The following is a 15557-nucleotide window of genomic DNA, read 5'->3' as shown; positions in this document are numbered from 1 at the left end:
TTCCCGGGGACGCCCCGTCCATCAAATCGACATGCGATTCCCCCGCCGTGATATGGTACAATGCCAAATATGAACAAGAGGTGAGGAATATGACGGATTTCAAATACAGTTTCGATGATAAGCGGTACCACACGCTGAACTATCATCTTAAGAACACATTCAATGAAAAGATTTTCAAGGTCGCCCTGGATGCCGGATTCGACTGCCCAAACAGGGACGGCACCGTCGCCTACGGCGGGTGTACATTCTGCTCGGTTGCCGGCAGCGGTGATTTCGCCGGGGACCGGGTCGATCCGATCCCCGTACAGTTTGAAAAAATCAGATCCAACATGCAGAGCCGGAAATGGAAGAACGGCAGATACATCGCCTACTTCCAATCATTCACCAACACACATGCGCCCATTGAAGTACTGCGTGAAAAATTCGAAGCGGCGCTTGAAATAGACGGCGTAGTCGGACTCTCCATCGGCACACGCCCGGACTGCCTGCCGGATGATGTAGTGGAATACCTGGCCGAACTGAACACACGTACCTACCTCTGGGTCGAACTTGGTCTCCAGACGGTCCATGACAGCACTTCGAAGCTGATCAACCGTGCCCATGACCTGGACTGCTACCTCGAGGGTGTAGAGAAGCTGAGGAAGCATGAAATCAATGTCTGCAGCCATATCATCAACGGCCTCCCCCAGGAGGACCGTAAAATGATGATGGAGACTGCTGAAGCTGTTGCAGGCATGGACGTACAGGGCATCAAGATCCACCTGCTCCACCTCCTGAAGGGCACACCCATGGTCAAGCAGTATGAAAAGGGGCTCGTCTCCTTTCTGGACCAGGCGGAGTACGTCAATCTCGTGTGCGACCAGCTCGAGATCCTGCCAGAGGATATGATCATCCACCGTATTACAGGCGATGGCCCGATCGACCAGCTCATCGGGCCGATGTGGAGCACCGATAAGTGGAATGTGCTCAACAGCATCGACGCGGAGCTGAAAAGAAGGAACACCCACCAGGGAATCAGATACAAGGAGAAGATCAATGCTTAAACGTGTACTCCCGCAGGCGAAGGCGCTTGCTGAAGTGATCATACAGGAGGGGGATGCTGTAGTCGATGCGACATGCGGCAACGGACATGACACGAAGTTTCTTGCCGGGCTCGTCGGTGCAGAAGGCAAGGTCTACAGCTTCGATATACAGGCAGAAGCGATCGAGAATGCCCGCACGTTGTGCAGTGGCCATGACAATATAGAATTCATATTGGATTCACATGGAGATGTCGACCGCTATACCGGCGACAGGGCATTGAAGGCTGCCATGTTCAACCTCGGCTACCTCCCAAAGGGGGACAAGTCGATAACGACGACGCCCGACTCCACGATACTTGCCATACAGAAGCTTTTCGACCGCCTTGTGGATGGGGGCCGCATCATCATCGTCGTCTACCATGGACATCCGGGCGGCAAGGTTGAACGGGATGTGCTGATGGAGCAGCTTTCCGAGTGGCCCCAAAAGGAAGCCCAGGTGCTCAAGTACCAGTTCATCAACCAGAAGAATGATGCCCCGTTCCTATTATGCATAGAAAAGAACAGACACGCCTGAAGCCAGGCGTGTCTGTCTATTTCAGGAGGCCGATCCTGAACAGCTGGGCGCTGAGGAAGCGCTCCAGATGGTAATATGGAACGGCAGTCTGTTCCCTCTGGAAGATGCTGTGCTCGATGCCGCCCAGCATATGGAAGGAGAGTTCCCCGGTATTCATTTGTTTGATGTACTTTGCAGTGAGATGGGGTTCGATGATGTCATTCTCCCTGCTCAGCATTGCCAGCACCGGTACATCCGGGAAGTCATCCATGGACTCCGCCGTTGATTTCATCTGGTTGATCACCGTGCGGTACCAGTGATAGCTGACCTTGCGCACAAGCATCTCGTCATTTTCGTACTGGTCCAGGAATTTCCTGTCTTCGGTCAAATAGCTGAAGTGGATGCCCGGGTCGAACCGCGAAGCATCACTCGATGTCCGGACGCTTGTCCGTATGGTGTTCCTCCTGTTTATGAAGGACTGCTTGAATGCCAGCAGCGGATTCAGCAGGATCAGACCATCGGTCATGATCAGGTTCTGTCGCACAGCTTCGATCGCTATCAATCCGCCAAGACCCTGGCCGAGCACGAACGTCGGCAGCCGGTAGGCCCGCGCTACCTCGTGCCACTCGTGGACACGGTCCAGGTACTGTGTGAAATCGGTGATGTGCCCCTTATTCATGCGTGTGGTCTGGCCGTGGCCCGGGAGGTCCCCCGTGATGACGTGATACCCTGAATCCCTCAGCTGGGATATCACCTGTGCATAGTATTCATGATGCTCCATCATGTCATGTATGACGACGACTGCACCCCTGGCCTGCTTGTCCGTTTCCCATTTCCACATTGCAATGCTCCTAACATACTGTAATTCATTCTTATATGATAAACTTATTATAACAATCCATTAGAAGAAAGGACATGAGAAATGATACTTGACTACAAAGACAACACGCCGCAGATTCATGAAAGCGCTTTTATCGCTCCGAATGCCACAGTGATCGGTGACGTAGAGATTGGTGAGCGGTCATCCGTATGGTTCGGTACAGTGCTGCGGGGGGATATTGCACCCATCCGCATCGGCAGCCATACGAACATACAGGATCTCTCGATCCTGCATGAAACCCCGGATATGCCGCTTGTCATCGAAGACAATGTGACCGTCGGACACAAAGTGACGCTCCACAGCTGCACAATCAGGGAAAATGCATTGATCGGCATGGATTCCACTGTGCTTGATGGTGCAGTGATTGGGGAGAATGCCTTCATCGGTGCAGGCAGTCTCGTAACACCCGGCACTGAAATACCTGCCAATACGATGGCATTCGGCCGTCCGGCAAGAGTCGTCAGGGACCTGACCGATGAAGATCTGGAAGAAATGAAGAGAATCAACGAAACCTATGTCAACCATATCCCACACTACAAATAAATTATGGTTATTGCATGAATTTAATGTCTAAAAGAAAGAATTAAGGGTACAAGATTGTTACGAATATTCGGGAGGTAAATTATGCCATTATTAAGAGATGTATTCATCGCACTATCGGAAAATGCAGTATTGAACGACGCCAGCAAGAAGATCGGCCTGAAGTTCGGGGCCAACAAAGTGGTCGGCGGCATCACAGTAGAAGAGACGATCGAACGTATAAAGGATATCAATTCCCAGGGTATGAGCGTAAGCTTCGACAATCTTGGCGAATTCGTCACCAATAAGACCGATGCCACAAAAGAAAAGAACCTCATCCTGAAGATGATACAGGCCATTGGGGAGGAAGGTGTGGATGCCTCAGCCTCCATCAAACTTTCACAGATCGGACTCAACATCGACTTTGATTTCTGCATGGACAACATCAGGGAAATCATGGATGCTGCAAAGGCGCAGAATATGTTCGTCAACATCGACATGGAGAACTATGCAGCCTATGACGATACCATCCGCATCGTCGACCAGCTCATGGAGGAATACGACAACGTGGGCACGGTGCTGCAGTCCTATCTGTTCACCGCGAAAGACGATGTCTACAAATACAAGGACAGACGGACCCGCTTTGTCAAAGGTGCCTATAAGGAGTCGCCGCAGGTCGCCCTCCAGAGCAAGGAGGATATCGACAAGGCGCTGGAACTGCTGATCAGGCTCCATCTGACCAAAGGGGACGGCTTCACTTCCATAGCCACCCATGACCATAACATCATCGAAGACATGATAGACTTCATAAAGGAAAACGATATTCCAAACGACAGGTTCGAGTTCCAGATGCTCTTCGGATTCCGCAAGGAACTCCAGAGGGAGCTTGTCGACAGGGGATACAACGTATGTGTCTACATCCCATTCGGCACCGACTGGTACGCCTACTTCATGAGAAGACTCGCGGAACGTCCGCAGAACATCAATCTGGTCGTCAAATCCCTCAGCAAGGACCCAACAGTCCAGGCCGGCGTTGCAGCGGCAGGAGCATTGACCATTGGAATCGCCGCCCTGAAATTCTTTACAAGAAAATAGATCGGGCAATATTAAAAGCGCAACTTTTGAAGTTGCGCTTTCTTCATTTCAGCTGATTGTAGAACTGATCCACAATCTTTTGTGCATTCCTGTTCAGCAGCTGTACCGAATGGGACAGGTAATCGGCCCCGGTCGTCAAAGATCCGAGGACGAACATGTTTTCAATCGTCCCGGTCTTGGGACTGATGACATGCCGCTTCTGATCGACCAATATGCCGCCGAATTCACTTGGTGCAATAATCTGATGGTTGAGGAGTGCACCGATGATGCCGGTGTCGTCCTGCCTGACGTCCTTCTTCGGACCCGTCGCATTGATGAGTGTACGGATGAAGTACTGTTCCTCCTCCTCTGTGGAAACAATGAATTCATCCTCCTTCTCTATGCTGCGGGTTCCATCCACAATATGGAGCTGCCCCGCCTCCGCCCATTTGATGAGGTCTTCAGCCACCTCGAGAGGCATCGGCGAATGGTTTTCTTCTATTAGAGGATGATATTTGTCCAGAAATTCAACCTTGTCGGAACGGGAGAGATATTGGTAGACATCACTGAATATGGGGTTCACGCTGATGATCACATACTGCAGGCGACCGATTTCATCGAGATGGCTGACATCGAAGCGAAGGTCGGCGAGTGTATTCCCGGTACGCCGGTCGAGCAGCGCTTCATCAACACCCTGATGCGCGAGTTCCTTCTTGAAGAGTTCCTTGATGGACTCCAGGCTGATTTCATCATTCACCTTCAATGATTCGAGCTCTTCATAAGTGAAATGCGAGAGCTCAACATCAGTCGGCGTCCCCCTCACGGAAGGCATGTCACCGCTTCTTGAAAAGGCATGGACTTCCGGCACTCCCCTCTCGATCAGCAGGTAGCGGATGCAGTCTATGGCCGAGAGTCCCGAGCCGACGATTCCAATCCTGTCATCGTCGACAGCGGACAGACCTTCATCCAGGGGATAGGGATCATAGATGTAGCCTTCAGAGGCTTTCAACTGGTATGGGTCCAAATAGTTCAGCTGGCCGATCGTCAAAAACAGATGGTCGTAGATTTTCACTTCGTCCCCCGAATGGAGGGTGAAACGGCCGTTTTCCGAATCATACTGGATGTCATCCGCCAGGGTATGATGCAGATGGATATTGTCATGCACTTTTGCGACCGATGTCATCAGTTCCCTCATGTATTCCCCGAACAGATGCCTGCTGGTATAGGTGACGGGTTCATGCGAATTGGATTTGAGCCATTCCCTGTAGGAAGGGTGGCCATTACCGAGTGACATCTCCTCCGTGGGTACATTGATCAGCAGATGCCTGCTGTCTTCCTGATAGGCCGGCCCCCTGCCCATCATCCTTTCCGTATCATATATGTCGATTGTGATTTCGTCATTGAATCCTGCATTATGTACCATATGACTCAATATGGAGACGGATGAGACCCCGCCGCCGATGATTGCTATATTCTGACTTTTCTCCATCAGTCCACACTCTCTTCCCAACTTTTCTTATGTTAATATTATATAGGTATCCTTTGATTTTTGCATTCTACTCCAACCATTTCCGAAGGAGGACACATATTGAAGAAGTATCTATACATATCACTGGGCGCCATGATCGGGGCACTGCTGAGATTCTCCATATCCTATGTTGCGATGGCTGCCGCCAGCCCATTCTTCATGGGCACGCTGATCGTGAACATGCTCGGGGCATTCATTGCCGGGCTCGTGCTCAGAAAGTACCATGCCAGGGAAGGGCATCTACGCGACTTCCTCATCACCGGACTTTTGGGCAGCTTCACAACATTCTCGATGCTTACCTATGAGCAGTACCTGCTGCTCTCCTATGGGGAATACTACATCTTCCTCACCTACCTTACCATAAATATCGTCGGCGGATTCAGTCTTGCCCTGTTGGGCTGGAAGGCAGGTGGCTCCAGATGATCGGTATCATCCTCCTTGCCTTGGGTACCGCGCTTGGTACTGCATTGAGGGCCTATATCGTCTCTTTGAAGATATTCGAACGCTTCAGTCTGCCTTATGGGACTTTCACCGTCAATGTCGTCGGAGCATTTCTGATGGGGCTCAGCATGCCCCTCATCATACAGAGCAGCCTGCTCTACTTCATGGTCATATTCGGATTCCTGGGCGGGCTGACCACCTACTCCGCCTTTACCCTCGACCAGCTCAGACTGTTTGAAGCGAAGGCGTTCAGGAAGCTCATCAAATACACATTCATGATGATGTTCTTCTGCCTTGTCGCCCTCGCACTGGGACTGCTGGTTGGAGTGTCACTCTGATCCCATCAAAAAAAGCCTGTATCATCTGATACAGGCTTTTTTTGATCTATATCTTCATTGAAGTGATCTTTGTTTCAAGATACGGCTCGATGCCTTCCGGTCCGCCTTCTCGTCCGATGCCGCTTTCCTTCAGGCCGCCGAACGGGATGTGTGCCGCGCTCGGCTTCCCGTTATTCCATCCGAGCACACCGAAATCAAGGCCTTCCTGCAATCTGATGCCATCACGGTAGCTCTCAGTGAAGAAGTATGCCGCGAGGCCGTATTCGGTATCATTAGCCTTCTCTATCGCCTCATCGAGGGTCGCGAATGTCTGGATCGGCGCGACAGGCCCGAACGTTTCCTCGTTCATGATGAGCATATCGTCCGTAGCGCCTGTAATGACCGTAGGTTCGATGAAGTATCCGGCATCCTTGCTGCCTTCGCCGCCGGCTGTGACCTTACCGCCTTTATCCTTCGCATCACTGATGTGCTTCATGACCTTATCATAGCCATCCTCATTGATCATCGGCCCCACTTCAACACCTTCGTCGAGTCCATTGCCGACCTTGAGCGTCTTCACACGGTCCGCAAACTTCTGGCTGAATGCTTCTGCGACATCTTCATGCACATAGAACCTGTTGGCACAGACGCATGTCTGCCCGGAATTCCTGAACTTCGTAGCCACCGCGTGCTCAACAGCCATATCGAGGTCTGCATCCTTGTTGACTACAAGCGGGGCGTGGCCGCCGAGCTCCATCGTGATGTTCTTAACTGTGGATGCCGCGCCCTCCATCAGCGTCTTGCCGACGGCGGTCGAGCCTGTGAATGTCAGCTTCATAATTTTTTCCGAGTGGGAGAATACCTCTCCGACGTCCTTGCCGGATGCCGTCACATACTGGATGACCCCTTCCTCGAAGCCCGCCTCCAGTGCAAGGTCGAGGAATCTGATGGCGGACAGCGGCGTTTCACTGGCGGGCTTGACGATGAATGTACATCCTGCCGCCACCGCCGGCGCGGCTTTCCTGGCCATCATAGCGACGGGGAAGTTCCACGGCGTAATGGCAGCAACCACGCCGATCGGCTGTTTGGTGACGACCAGGCGGACATCATCTTCGTGCTGTGGAATCGTCCGGCCATACACCCTTTTCCCCTCTTCGGCATAGTAGTCGATATAGCTGCATGCATACTCCACTTCTCCTGCAGCTTCCTTGAGCGGCTTGCCGTTCTCCTTAGTGATCAGTTCTGCGATTTCGTCCTTATTTTCCCGGATGAGTTCAGCCCACCTGACCAGCAGTGCACTGCGGTCATGCGCATTCTTCTTCCTGTACTGCTTGAACATCTCGTGCGCTTTGTCGATCTTCCTTTCGATGTCTTCCCTGCTTTCCTTCTTGACCCGATCAACTTCTTCCCCGGTAGCCGGGTTCATCACGATTATTTCTTCAGACATTGCTACGCCTCCTTGGAATAAATAAAAACCCTATAAAAAAATTATAGGGCTTTTTCATATTCAAGACAAAGAATACGATTACGGATTCAGTTGGAAGATCGCCTCTGCAATCTCATCCAGATCTTTGACGGTGTACTGGAACCTTCCATGGAAGACATACTTCAAGAAGAAGTTCTCGAGCTCCTCCTCACCGACAAGGACTTTTATGGATGGATCATTGGAGTAGTTGCTGATGGAGTAGTTTCCGTTGTCCTGCGGATTGAAGTACAGCATCGGCACGACATCATATTCGAGCTTGAAGACGTTCTTCAGCTTCTCGGCCGAAATCTTCGTTTCTTCTATGGTGTCATTATAGTAGTTGACCGATACATTCTTATCATCCGACTTTTCGAAGATCAGCGTCTGCTCCTTCGACTTGTCGATATCCAGAAGGTCGAAGAACGACTCGATATATGGCAGCTGCTCGAAGTTGCTTTCATCCACGCCGTGCAGTATGTGACCCTTCCAGTACTTGGAATCGATCAGATAGATGCCGGTGCGTGTAAGCACCAGGTGGTCGATCTTGCGTGTATTTGTATAGTTCCTTGATGGCAGATAGACGTTGGACAGTATATACATGTCCGTTTCCCTGATCTTCTCATCACGTACAAGACGATCTTTCAATTGGATCAGAGAGAGGTCGGTCAGGTACTCCCCCTTGTCCACCGTGAACTGGCGCAGGCTGGAGAGCTTGTTGTTGAGCAGGGTCGTATCATTATGGTACTTTTCGTTCAGCGAAGATACTTCCTTCCTATACTCGAGACGCTGCTCTTCATTGTCGGATTCATACTTCTCTACGAGGCTTTCCTTTTCCTTGCCATACTCCTCTTTGAGCGCGTTGACCCTGTTTCTATACTTGAGGTAATAGACCAGGAAAGCGATGGCAATGGCAAGCAGCAGTACCGCCAGCGCAATGACGATTGGGTCAGTGAAAATTTCCGTATTCATAGCTCCTTCTCAATTCCCTTCCATATTATAATTTTGTCGTCTTGCCTAAGACTTTGTTCATTATACCAAAATAATATATGTTTACGGTCAAAAACAAATATTTTAATGAAAATCTATTTGCCATCTATCATATCCGTGTGAATCTACAATATGCATTATAATTCCCAGGCCTCCCGGCACTCGAAATTCAGTGCATATCGGCTCCTGATATGTTTTACTGCTAATACTCCGGGTAAGTATATATTAACTTGCCGGGCAGAGAGAGAAACTGGCAGGCAATCCAACATGCAGACTATTAGAAATCAGGAGGGTTTATCATGGAACTCAGAAAGTATCTAATGGCCGGCGGTTTTGCTTCAGTTCTCGTACTGGGCGCATGCGGCGGTGACTCTGCCGAAGAGGACACGATGGAAGAAGAAACCACCACTGAAGAAACAACAATGGAAGAAGAAACGATGGAAGAAACCACGATGGAAGATGAAGTCACGACAGAACAAGATACAGAGTAGCAGATCATGCATAAAAAGGCTCCGGAATATTCCGGAGCCTTTTTTGTGTCTAGTTCACTTTTATAGCCGAGAGCTCCTCTTTGAGCTGCGCTGCCTTATCCAGCTTTTCCCACGGGAAATCCTGGTCTTCACGGCCAAAGTGTCCGTAGCTCGCCGTATTCTTGTAAATCGGACGGCGCAGGTCGAGCATCTCTATGATGCCGTCCGGTGAAAGGTTGAAGAGCCTTCTGATGACCGTGACGATGTCCGCCTCGCTGTAGGAGGAGGTGCCGAATGTATCCACGGATATTGAAACGGGTTCGCTGACCCCGATGGCATATGCCAGCTGGATTTCGCATTTCGAAGCAATGCCTGCAGCCACGATGTTCTTGGCGATGTACCGTGCTGCATAGGCTGCAGAGCGGTCAACCTTGGTCGGGTCCTTGCCGCTGAAGGCTCCCCCGCCGTGGCGTGCGTAGCCGCCGTAGGTATCCACGATGATCTTCCTTCCAGTCAGTCCGGCGTCGCCCTGCGGGCCGCCGATGACGAAGCGCCCTGTCGGATTGATGATATATTTCGTTTCTTCATCAAGCAGTTCAGCCGGAACGACCTCACGGATGACGTGTTCGATCAGATCACGCTGGATCGTCTCCTTCTCCACCTCTTCATGGTGCTGCGTCGAGATGACGATCGTATCCACCCGCTTGACCTCGTCATTCTCGTCATATTCGACGGTGACCTGCGTCTTGCCGTCCGGCCTCAGGTAGTCGATGATATTCTCCTTGCGCGCTTCAGTGAGGCGCCTTGAAAGCTTGTGCGCAAGGGCGATCGGCAGAGGCATCAGCTCTTCAGTCTCATCACACGCAAAGCCGAACATCAGACCCTGGTCCCCTGCTCCGGTGGAGACCGCCTCGGTCTCCCGCGTCTCAACTGCGTTGTTCACCCCCTGGGCGATATCCGAGGACTGCTCATCTATGCCCGTCAGGACTGACATCGTCTTATAGTCGTAGCCGTATTTGGCAAGGACATAACCGATATCCTTCACCGTCTCCCGCACTATCTTCGGGATGTCGACATAGGTGTTTGTGCTTATTTCTCCAACGATCAGTGCCATGCCGGTATTCACTACAGTTTCACAGGCGACCCGGGCATGCGGATCCCCCTTCAGTATTTCGTCCAGTATTGCATCGGATATCTGATCTGCGATCTTATCCGGATGACCTTCCGTTACGGATTCGGAAGTGAAAAGTCTACGCTCTGCCATTAATTAAATCTCCTTTATGATTATTAGCTATCTCCCAGTAGCAAAAAATAAAGCCTTTTCCCAATAATACGAGAAAAGGCTCCGCTCTTCCCCTTATCGATCAGAATAACTTCTGCATCCTTTAGCACCTTTCTTTGTTGAAAAGAGGTTGCTGGGTTTCGTCGGGTATGTTCCCTCCACCGGCTCTTGATAAGAGATAACTTAACATATAATATACTAGATGATGGGTTTCAAATCAAGGTAATATTATTTTACAATTATTATGTCACATTAATTATCAATGTGTTATACTAATTCGTGAAAGTACCAATTACTTTGTATACTACATAAAACGGGGGCAATAATTATGGTAAACCATTCCGAAAGCATTCAAAATCTGGTGGCTAAGGATACTTCGCATGTCCAGCTTTCCACTGCTCAGCTTGTTGAAAAGTCTTTGAAAAGGGGAGAAGGCAGATTGACGGAGACGGGTGCGCTCCGTGCTGAAACCGGAAAATATACCGGACGCAGCCCAAAGGACCGCTTCATCGTCGAAGATGGCACCTCAAAGGACAAGGTAGACTGGGGTGAGGTCAACCAGCCCATCTCCGAAGAAGTCTTCGACAACCTGTTCACGAAGGTCATCGACTACCTGGGACAGAAGGAGGAAGTCTTCGTCTTCAACGGCTATGCCGGTGCTGACGAGAAGACGCGCCTCAACCTCAGCGTGGTGACCGAGTTCAGCTGGCACAGCATGTTCGCACGCACGATGTTCATCCGTCCGGAAACGAAGGAAGAAGCCCTCGGCATGGATGCGCAGTTCACGATCGTTTCTGCACCGACCTTCAAGGCCGACCCGGAAACCGACGGCACGAAGTCGGAAGCATTCGTCATCGTATCCCTCGAGAAGGGCATCATCCTGATCGGCGGTACGGAGTATGCGGGAGAAATGAAGAAGTCCATCTTCTCCATCATGAACTACCTGCTGCCAGAACAGGGTGTAATGAGCATGCACTGCTCCGCCAACGTAGGGGAAAACAAGGACGTTGCCCTGTTCTTCGGCCTCTCCGGCACGGGCAAGACGACATTGTCTGCAGATGCACAGCGCGAACTCATAGGCGATGATGAGCATGGCTGGAATGAAGACGGTGTATTCAACATCGAAGGCGGCTGCTACGCGAAGACGATCAACCTCTCCCCCGAGAAGGAGCCTGAAATCTTCAAGGCGATCAAGTTCGGCTCCGTTCTGGAGAACGTCGCTCTCGACGATGAAGGAAAGCCGGACTATGATGATGGCTCCCTGACGGAAAATACACGTGCCGCCTACCCGCTTGATCACATCGATAATGCACGCATTCCATCCGTCGCCGGACATCCGAATACGATCATCTTCCTGACGGCAGATGCATTCGGTGTGCTGCCGCCAATCTCCAAGCTGACCAGGGAGCAGGCAATGTACCACTTCCTGAGCGGCTTCACTTCAAAGCTTGCCGGGACGGAACGCGGCATCACGACACCACAGCCTGTATTCTCGACATGCTTCGGTTCACCATTCCTGCCGCTGCATGCCAAGACATATGCAGATATGCTCGGTGGCCTGATCGACAAGCATAATGTGGATGTATACCTCGTCAACACCGGCTGGAGCGGCGGCGAATACGGTGTCGGCAAACGCATGGACCTCAAGTACACACGGTCCATGGTAAGACGTGCCATCAGCGGAGAACTCGCCCTCAATGCATTCGAGGAGGACACCGCATTCGGCCTCAGCATCCCGACTTCAGTTGCCGGTGTGCCGAAGGAAATACTGAACCCACGCAATACATGGGTGTCCGAGGAAGCCTACGATGAGAAGGCCCTTAAGCTCAAGGAAGCATTCATCGAAAACTTCAAGAAGTTCGGTACCGAATCCGAAGACATCGCCAAAAAGGGCGGATTCAGCCTATAACGGAATAAAATTTCAAGGGAGCCGGACATCAGTGATACTGATGTCCGGCTCCCTTATTTGAATTGGCCTTCATTCCGGCTCTTCTGATACAGATAGTCGATGCATGGATCATCAAGGAGGAAGCTCCGGCGCTCCTCGGGTATGTCTTCGACCGCCTTGTACAGTACCGGCCCATATGTCTCCATATATTCGCATTTGAAGAACATGTCCGCCACTTCAGCAAGATAGACCCCTTTAACGAAAGGCCTGACTTCATCATGGACGGTATAGACTCCGATGAACTGCATATTTCCGATGCTTGCGCCCGTCTCTTCGAAGACTTCCCTGTGCACCGCTTCCTCAGCACTCTCCCCGGACTCTATCTTTCCACCCGGGAATTCTATGCCCCGCACCTTGTGGTCGGTGAAGAGATATTTGCCGTCCATCATGCAGATGGCAAGGATATGATCCATGTCGTTTGTATATTCGAATTCGAGCGTCACTTTTCGGCCGCTCTGGTCTTTAAATTCAAGCATCGCATCATCTCCAAATTTGCTTAAATCCAGTGTACCCTATATCATTATGCTTATAAATGCTATAGGGTGATAAATAATGAAAACAGTGGTTTTATATATGATGCGGTTCTACCAGAAGGCCATCTCCCCCATGTTTCCGCCGAGCTGCCGCTTCTACCCGACATGCTCCAACTACGGGATTGAAGCCGTGCAGGAACACGGGCCATTCAAGGGCAGCTTCATGGCCGTCAAGCGCATCCTCAAGTGCCATCCCTTCCATCCGGGAGGATATGACCCCGTCCCGCTGAATCCGAAGAACTATGAGAAAAAGGAGCAGTGACCTAATGGTTGCTGCTCCTTTTCGTATTATAGGCGTGTTGGTTCTGCGCCCTCGATACTTTGCCCGTCGACGTCATGATGATACGGTCGACATGATGGATCTCCTTCGGCAGCTTGTATCTGGCAAGCCTCTCGCCGAGATGGGCAAACAGGTCGGCAGTCTTCAGTACCGACCCTTCAACGGGTTCCACAAGCAGTATCGGAACCTCCCCCCACTCGGGGTCCTTACGTTTGACGGCTGCGGCATTCGCTACTCCGGGATGGGTGTTGATGGCATCCTCTATTTCTTTCGGATAGACATTCTCGCCACCGCTGATGATCAGATCCTTACGCCTGTCCAATATATAGAGGTAGCCCGCCTCATCGATCCGGCCCATGTCGCCGGTCCTGAAATACCCGTCAGACACTTCCATTCCGGCATTCAGGTATCCCCCTGTAACGGGGCCGCCACGCACGAGCAGTTCACCATCACTGCTGTCATCGATCTTGATGTCGATGTTGCCGAGCGGCTTCCCTACTGTACCGTCGAGGATCTTCGGGTCGTCCGGGGCGATGGAGACGATCTGAGAGCAAGTTTCGGTCATGCCGAAGGAGTTGTAGACCGGCAGTCCCATGGAAAGTGCACGGCGCAGTATATCGCTCGTGACGCCGGCTCCGCCGAGGAGGATGCCCTCCAGACGGTGGTCCGGAATCTCATGGTCCATCAGCCGCTTCAGCATGATCGGCACCATGCTGGTGTGGGTCACACCATATTCAGAAATGGTCCGCCAGATCTTCTCCTCTTCAAACTTTTCGATGAGCACAATGGTGCAGCCCCGTATGACCGAACGCAGCAGCACGGAGAACCCTGAAATATGGTAGATGGGATTGATGTTCATCCACATGCTGTCCTCCGTGTAGCCGAAGCGGTCCTCACAGCCGAGCGCTGAAGCATAGTGGTTGTCATAGCTCTGGGTGACGGCCTTCGCCCGGCCCGTCGTGCCGGATGTGAACATGATCGACAGGATACCGCTGCCGGATGATGATCCACCTCTGCCGGAAACGGGCGCCATGTTCCGGATATCCTCCCATGTGTACACCCTGTACCCTTCCAGTACGACAGGCTCGGTGGCCACGACCGTATCCACATCGATGTCATCCAGCTGGGCTGCGATCTCCCGCCCGGTCAGACGGGTGTTGATCATCACAACTTCGATGCCGGCCAGCATGGCTCCGTGGATTGCATATACTGCATCCAGGGTGTTGCCGATGAAAAATGCTACACGCGTCCGGTCCAGCGCCTCGAGGCGCCCCTTCATTTCAACTGCTGTTTCGTGCAGCTCAAAGAAGGTGACCGCCTTGCCTTCGAATATGACTGCCGGCTTATCCGGCATTTCCCGTGCCCGGGATTCCAACCAATTGTACATAACCTATTCCACCTTTAAAAAAGCCCATCAGATGATGGGCTGGTAAATGCTTATGGGAATCTTGGGAACTGGCCGAAGTCAGGTTTTCTCTTTTCCTTGAACGCTTCCCGGCCTTCTTTCGCTTCGTCTGTAGTGTAGTAGAGCAACGTTGCATCCCCTGCCATCTGCTGCAGACCTGCAAGACCATCCGTGTCTGCGTTCATGCCCGCTTTCAGCAGACGCAGTGCTGTAGGTGAATGCTGCATCATCTCTTCACACCATTGCACCGTCTCGTCTTCAAGCTCCTCAAGTGGGACTACTGTATTTACGAGACCCATTTCAAGTGCTTCATCTGCATTATACTGCCTGCACAGATACCAGATTTCGCGCGCCTTCTTGTGGCCGACGATGCGTGCCAAATAGCCTGCACCGTAGCCGGCATCGAAGGAGCCGACTTTCGGGCCGGTCTGACCGAAGCGCGCATTGTCTGCTGCGATCGTCAGGTCACATACGACATGCAGGACGTGGCCGCCGCCGATAGCATAGCCGGATACCATGGCTACCACAGGTTTCGGGATGACACGGATGAGACGCTGAAGATCCAGTACATTCAGTCTTGGAACCTCATCTTCCCCGACGTAGCCGCCATGGCCGCGCACCTTCTGGTCGCCGCCGGAGCAGAATGCCATATCCCCTTCTCCAGCCAGGACGATGACCGCAACATTCTGGTCGTCCCGGGCGCGTGTAAAGGCATCGATCATTTCAGAGACCGTAAGCGGGGTGAACGCATTCCGCACTTCGGGCCGGTTGATCGTCACTTTGGCGATGCCGTTGTAGAACTCATACTTGATTTCTCTATATTCTTTGAGTGTTTCCCATTTTCTTGACATGC

General features: G+C 51.6%; 17 protein-coding genes and 1 riboswitch. Of the genes, 9 read left to right on the top strand and 8 right to left on the bottom strand.

All coding sequences use genetic code 11. From position 1 onward, the window contains the following. Window positions 1-89: 89 nt before the first annotated feature. Both mnmL and mnmM read left to right on the top strand, forming a co-directional pair. Window positions 90-1043, top strand: a complete 954-nt coding sequence (gene mnmL, locus LLU09_RS00545; protein ID WP_228310023.1) for a tRNA modification radical SAM protein MnmL/YtqA — start codon at window positions 90-92, stop codon at window positions 1041-1043. Continuing rightward, window positions 1036-1596, top strand: coding sequence for a tRNA 5-(aminomethyl)-2-thiouridylate-methyltransferase MnmM (gene mnmM, locus LLU09_RS00540; RefSeq protein ID WP_228310022.1), 561 nt, complete (start codon window positions 1036-1038; stop codon window positions 1594-1596). The genes mnmL and mnmM overlap by 8 nt, the downstream gene beginning before the upstream one ends. Before the next feature lie 16 nt (window positions 1597-1612). Here the strand turns inward: mnmM and LLU09_RS00535 are convergent, their stop codons facing one another. Continuing rightward, window positions 1613-2416 (bottom strand): alpha/beta hydrolase, encoded by an 804-nt coding sequence (locus LLU09_RS00535; RefSeq protein ID WP_228310021.1) that lies wholly within the window; start codon window positions 2414-2416, stop codon window positions 1613-1615. Between the two features lie 81 nt (window positions 2417-2497). Here LLU09_RS00535 and LLU09_RS00530 point away from each other — a divergent pair, with 81 nt between their 5' ends. Both LLU09_RS00530 and LLU09_RS00525 read left to right on the top strand, forming a co-directional pair. After that, complete coding sequence (locus LLU09_RS00530) at window positions 2498-2998, top strand: gamma carbonic anhydrase (protein WP_228310020.1); 501 nt, start codon at window positions 2498-2500, stop codon at window positions 2996-2998. Between the two features lie 81 nt (window positions 2999-3079). Then, window positions 3080-4069 (top strand): proline dehydrogenase family protein, encoded by a 990-nt coding sequence (locus LLU09_RS00525; protein WP_228310019.1) that lies wholly within the window; start codon window positions 3080-3082, stop codon window positions 4067-4069. A 43-nt stretch (window positions 4070-4112) separates the two neighbouring features. Here the strand turns inward: LLU09_RS00525 and LLU09_RS00520 are convergent, their stop codons facing one another. Beyond that, the gene (locus tag LLU09_RS00520; RefSeq protein ID WP_228310018.1) at window positions 4113-5537 is read right to left on the bottom strand and encodes an FAD/NAD(P)-binding protein; all 1425 of its coding nucleotides are present in this window, start codon (window positions 5535-5537) and stop codon (window positions 4113-4115) included. Between the two features lie 99 nt (window positions 5538-5636). Here LLU09_RS00520 and LLU09_RS00515 point away from each other — a divergent pair, with 99 nt between their 5' ends. After that, a complete protein-coding gene (locus LLU09_RS00515; RefSeq protein WP_228310017.1) occupies window positions 5637-5999 on the top strand; it encodes a fluoride efflux transporter FluC in 363 nt (120 codons plus the stop codon). Then, window positions 5996-6355, top strand: coding sequence for a fluoride efflux transporter FluC (locus tag LLU09_RS00510; protein ID WP_228310016.1), 360 nt, complete (start codon window positions 5996-5998; stop codon window positions 6353-6355). Before LLU09_RS00515 ends, LLU09_RS00510 begins: the two co-directional genes overlap by 4 nt. Before the next feature lie 46 nt (window positions 6356-6401). On the opposite strand, the gene LLU09_RS00505 is transcribed toward LLU09_RS00510, so the two are convergent. Next, window positions 6402-7781: an NAD-dependent succinate-semialdehyde dehydrogenase gene (locus LLU09_RS00505; protein WP_228310015.1), complete on the bottom strand. Its 1380-nt coding sequence runs from the start codon at window positions 7779-7781 to the stop codon at window positions 6402-6404. A gap of 78 nt (window positions 7782-7859) precedes the next feature. Next, window positions 7860-8768 carry a nuclease-related domain-containing protein gene (locus tag LLU09_RS00500; protein WP_228310014.1) on the bottom strand — a complete coding sequence of 303 codons (909 nt, stop codon included), beginning with the start codon at window positions 8766-8768 and terminating at the stop codon, window positions 7860-7862. 317 nt (window positions 8769-9085) lie between these two features. On the opposite strand from LLU09_RS00500, the gene LLU09_RS00495 reads away from it, so the two are divergent. Beyond that, window positions 9086-9277: a hypothetical protein gene (locus LLU09_RS00495; RefSeq protein WP_040106614.1), complete on the top strand. Its 192-nt coding sequence runs from the start codon at window positions 9086-9088 to the stop codon at window positions 9275-9277. A 49-nt stretch (window positions 9278-9326) separates the two neighbouring features. Here LLU09_RS00495 and metK read toward each other — a convergent pair whose 3' ends face one another. Beyond that, a complete protein-coding gene (gene metK, locus LLU09_RS00490) occupies window positions 9327-10520 on the bottom strand; it encodes a methionine adenosyltransferase (RefSeq protein WP_228310013.1) in 1194 nt (397 codons plus the stop codon). Between the two features lie 90 nt (window positions 10521-10610). Next, a riboswitch (SAM riboswitch) is annotated at window positions 10611-10716 on the bottom strand. A 150-nt stretch (window positions 10717-10866) separates the two neighbouring features. Here metK and pckA point away from each other — a divergent pair. Then, entirely contained in the window at window positions 10867-12447 is a 1581-nt protein-coding gene (pckA, locus tag LLU09_RS00485) for a phosphoenolpyruvate carboxykinase (ATP) (protein WP_228310012.1), read from the top strand. 53 nt (window positions 12448-12500) lie between these two features. On the opposite strand, the gene ytkD is transcribed toward pckA, so the two are convergent. Then, the gene (ytkD, locus tag LLU09_RS00480; RefSeq protein WP_228310011.1) at window positions 12501-12962 is read right to left on the bottom strand and encodes an RNA deprotection pyrophosphohydrolase; all 462 of its coding nucleotides are present in this window, start codon (window positions 12960-12962) and stop codon (window positions 12501-12503) included. A 76-nt stretch (window positions 12963-13038) separates the two neighbouring features. Between ytkD and yidD the strand changes: the two genes are divergently transcribed. Then, on the top strand, window positions 13039-13281 hold the full coding sequence (gene yidD, locus LLU09_RS00475) for a membrane protein insertion efficiency factor YidD (protein WP_228310010.1): 243 nt from the start codon (window positions 13039-13041) through the stop codon (window positions 13279-13281). Window position 13282: 1 nt separating this feature from the next. Here yidD and menE read toward each other — a convergent pair whose 3' ends face one another. Continuing rightward, complete coding sequence (menE, locus tag LLU09_RS00470; protein WP_228310009.1) at window positions 13283-14686, bottom strand: o-succinylbenzoate--CoA ligase; 1404 nt, start codon at window positions 14684-14686, stop codon at window positions 13283-13285. Between the two features lie 50 nt (window positions 14687-14736). After that, a complete protein-coding gene (menB, locus tag LLU09_RS00465; RefSeq protein WP_228310008.1) occupies window positions 14737-15555 on the bottom strand; it encodes a 1,4-dihydroxy-2-naphthoyl-CoA synthase in 819 nt (272 codons plus the stop codon). Between the last annotated feature and the right edge of the window lie 2 nt (window positions 15556-15557).

It is taken from the genome of Salinicoccus sp. RF5 (assembly GCF_020786625.1).
Taxonomy (GTDB): Bacteria; Bacillota; Bacilli; order Staphylococcales; family Salinicoccaceae; genus Salinicoccus.
The sequence above is the reverse complement of the archived record's forward strand: the minus strand, read 5'-3'. Positions and strand labels throughout refer to the sequence as shown.

Excerpts from the sequence above, each read along its gene's own strand:
- LLU09_RS00520 (WP_228310018.1), bottom strand. The coding sequence starts at position 5,537 with ATGGAGAAAAGTCAGAATATAGCAATCATCGGCGGCGGGGTCTCATCC.
- LLU09_RS00505 (WP_228310015.1), bottom strand. The coding sequence starts at position 7,781 with ATGTCTGAAGAAATAATCGTGATGAACCCGGCTACCGGGGAAGAAGTT.
- mnmM (WP_228310022.1), top strand. The coding sequence starts at position 1,036 with ATGCTTAAACGTGTACTCCCGCAGGCGAAGGCGCTTGCTGAAGTGATC.
- LLU09_RS00495 (WP_040106614.1), top strand. The coding sequence starts at position 9,086 with ATGGAACTCAGAAAGTATCTAATGGCCGGCGGTTTTGCTTCAGTTCTC.
- metK (WP_228310013.1), bottom strand. The coding sequence starts at position 10,520 with ATGGCAGAGCGTAGACTTTTCACTTCCGAATCCGTAACGGAAGGTCAT.
- menB (WP_228310008.1), bottom strand. The coding sequence starts at position 15,555 with ATGTCAAGAAAATGGGAAACACTCAAAGAATATAGAGAAATCAAGTAT.
- menE (WP_228310009.1), bottom strand. The coding sequence starts at position 14,686 with ATGTACAATTGGTTGGAATCCCGGGCACGGGAAATGCCGGATAAGCCG.
- LLU09_RS00525 (WP_228310019.1), top strand. The coding sequence starts at position 3,080 with ATGCCATTATTAAGAGATGTATTCATCGCACTATCGGAAAATGCAGTA.
- pckA (WP_228310012.1), top strand. The coding sequence starts at position 10,867 with ATGGTAAACCATTCCGAAAGCATTCAAAATCTGGTGGCTAAGGATACT.
- yidD (WP_228310010.1), top strand. The coding sequence starts at position 13,039 with ATGAAAACAGTGGTTTTATATATGATGCGGTTCTACCAGAAGGCCATC.
- LLU09_RS00530 (WP_228310020.1), top strand. The coding sequence starts at position 2,498 with ATGATACTTGACTACAAAGACAACACGCCGCAGATTCATGAAAGCGCT.
- LLU09_RS00535 (WP_228310021.1), bottom strand. The coding sequence starts at position 2,416 with ATGTGGAAATGGGAAACGGACAAGCAGGCCAGGGGTGCAGTCGTCGTC.
- LLU09_RS00510 (WP_228310016.1), top strand. The coding sequence starts at position 5,996 with ATGATCGGTATCATCCTCCTTGCCTTGGGTACCGCGCTTGGTACTGCA.
- ytkD (WP_228310011.1), bottom strand. The coding sequence starts at position 12,962 with ATGCTTGAATTTAAAGACCAGAGCGGCCGAAAAGTGACGCTCGAATTC.
- LLU09_RS00500 (WP_228310014.1), bottom strand. The coding sequence starts at position 8,768 with ATGAATACGGAAATTTTCACTGACCCAATCGTCATTGCGCTGGCGGTA.
- mnmL (WP_228310023.1), top strand. The coding sequence starts at position 90 with ATGACGGATTTCAAATACAGTTTCGATGATAAGCGGTACCACACGCTG.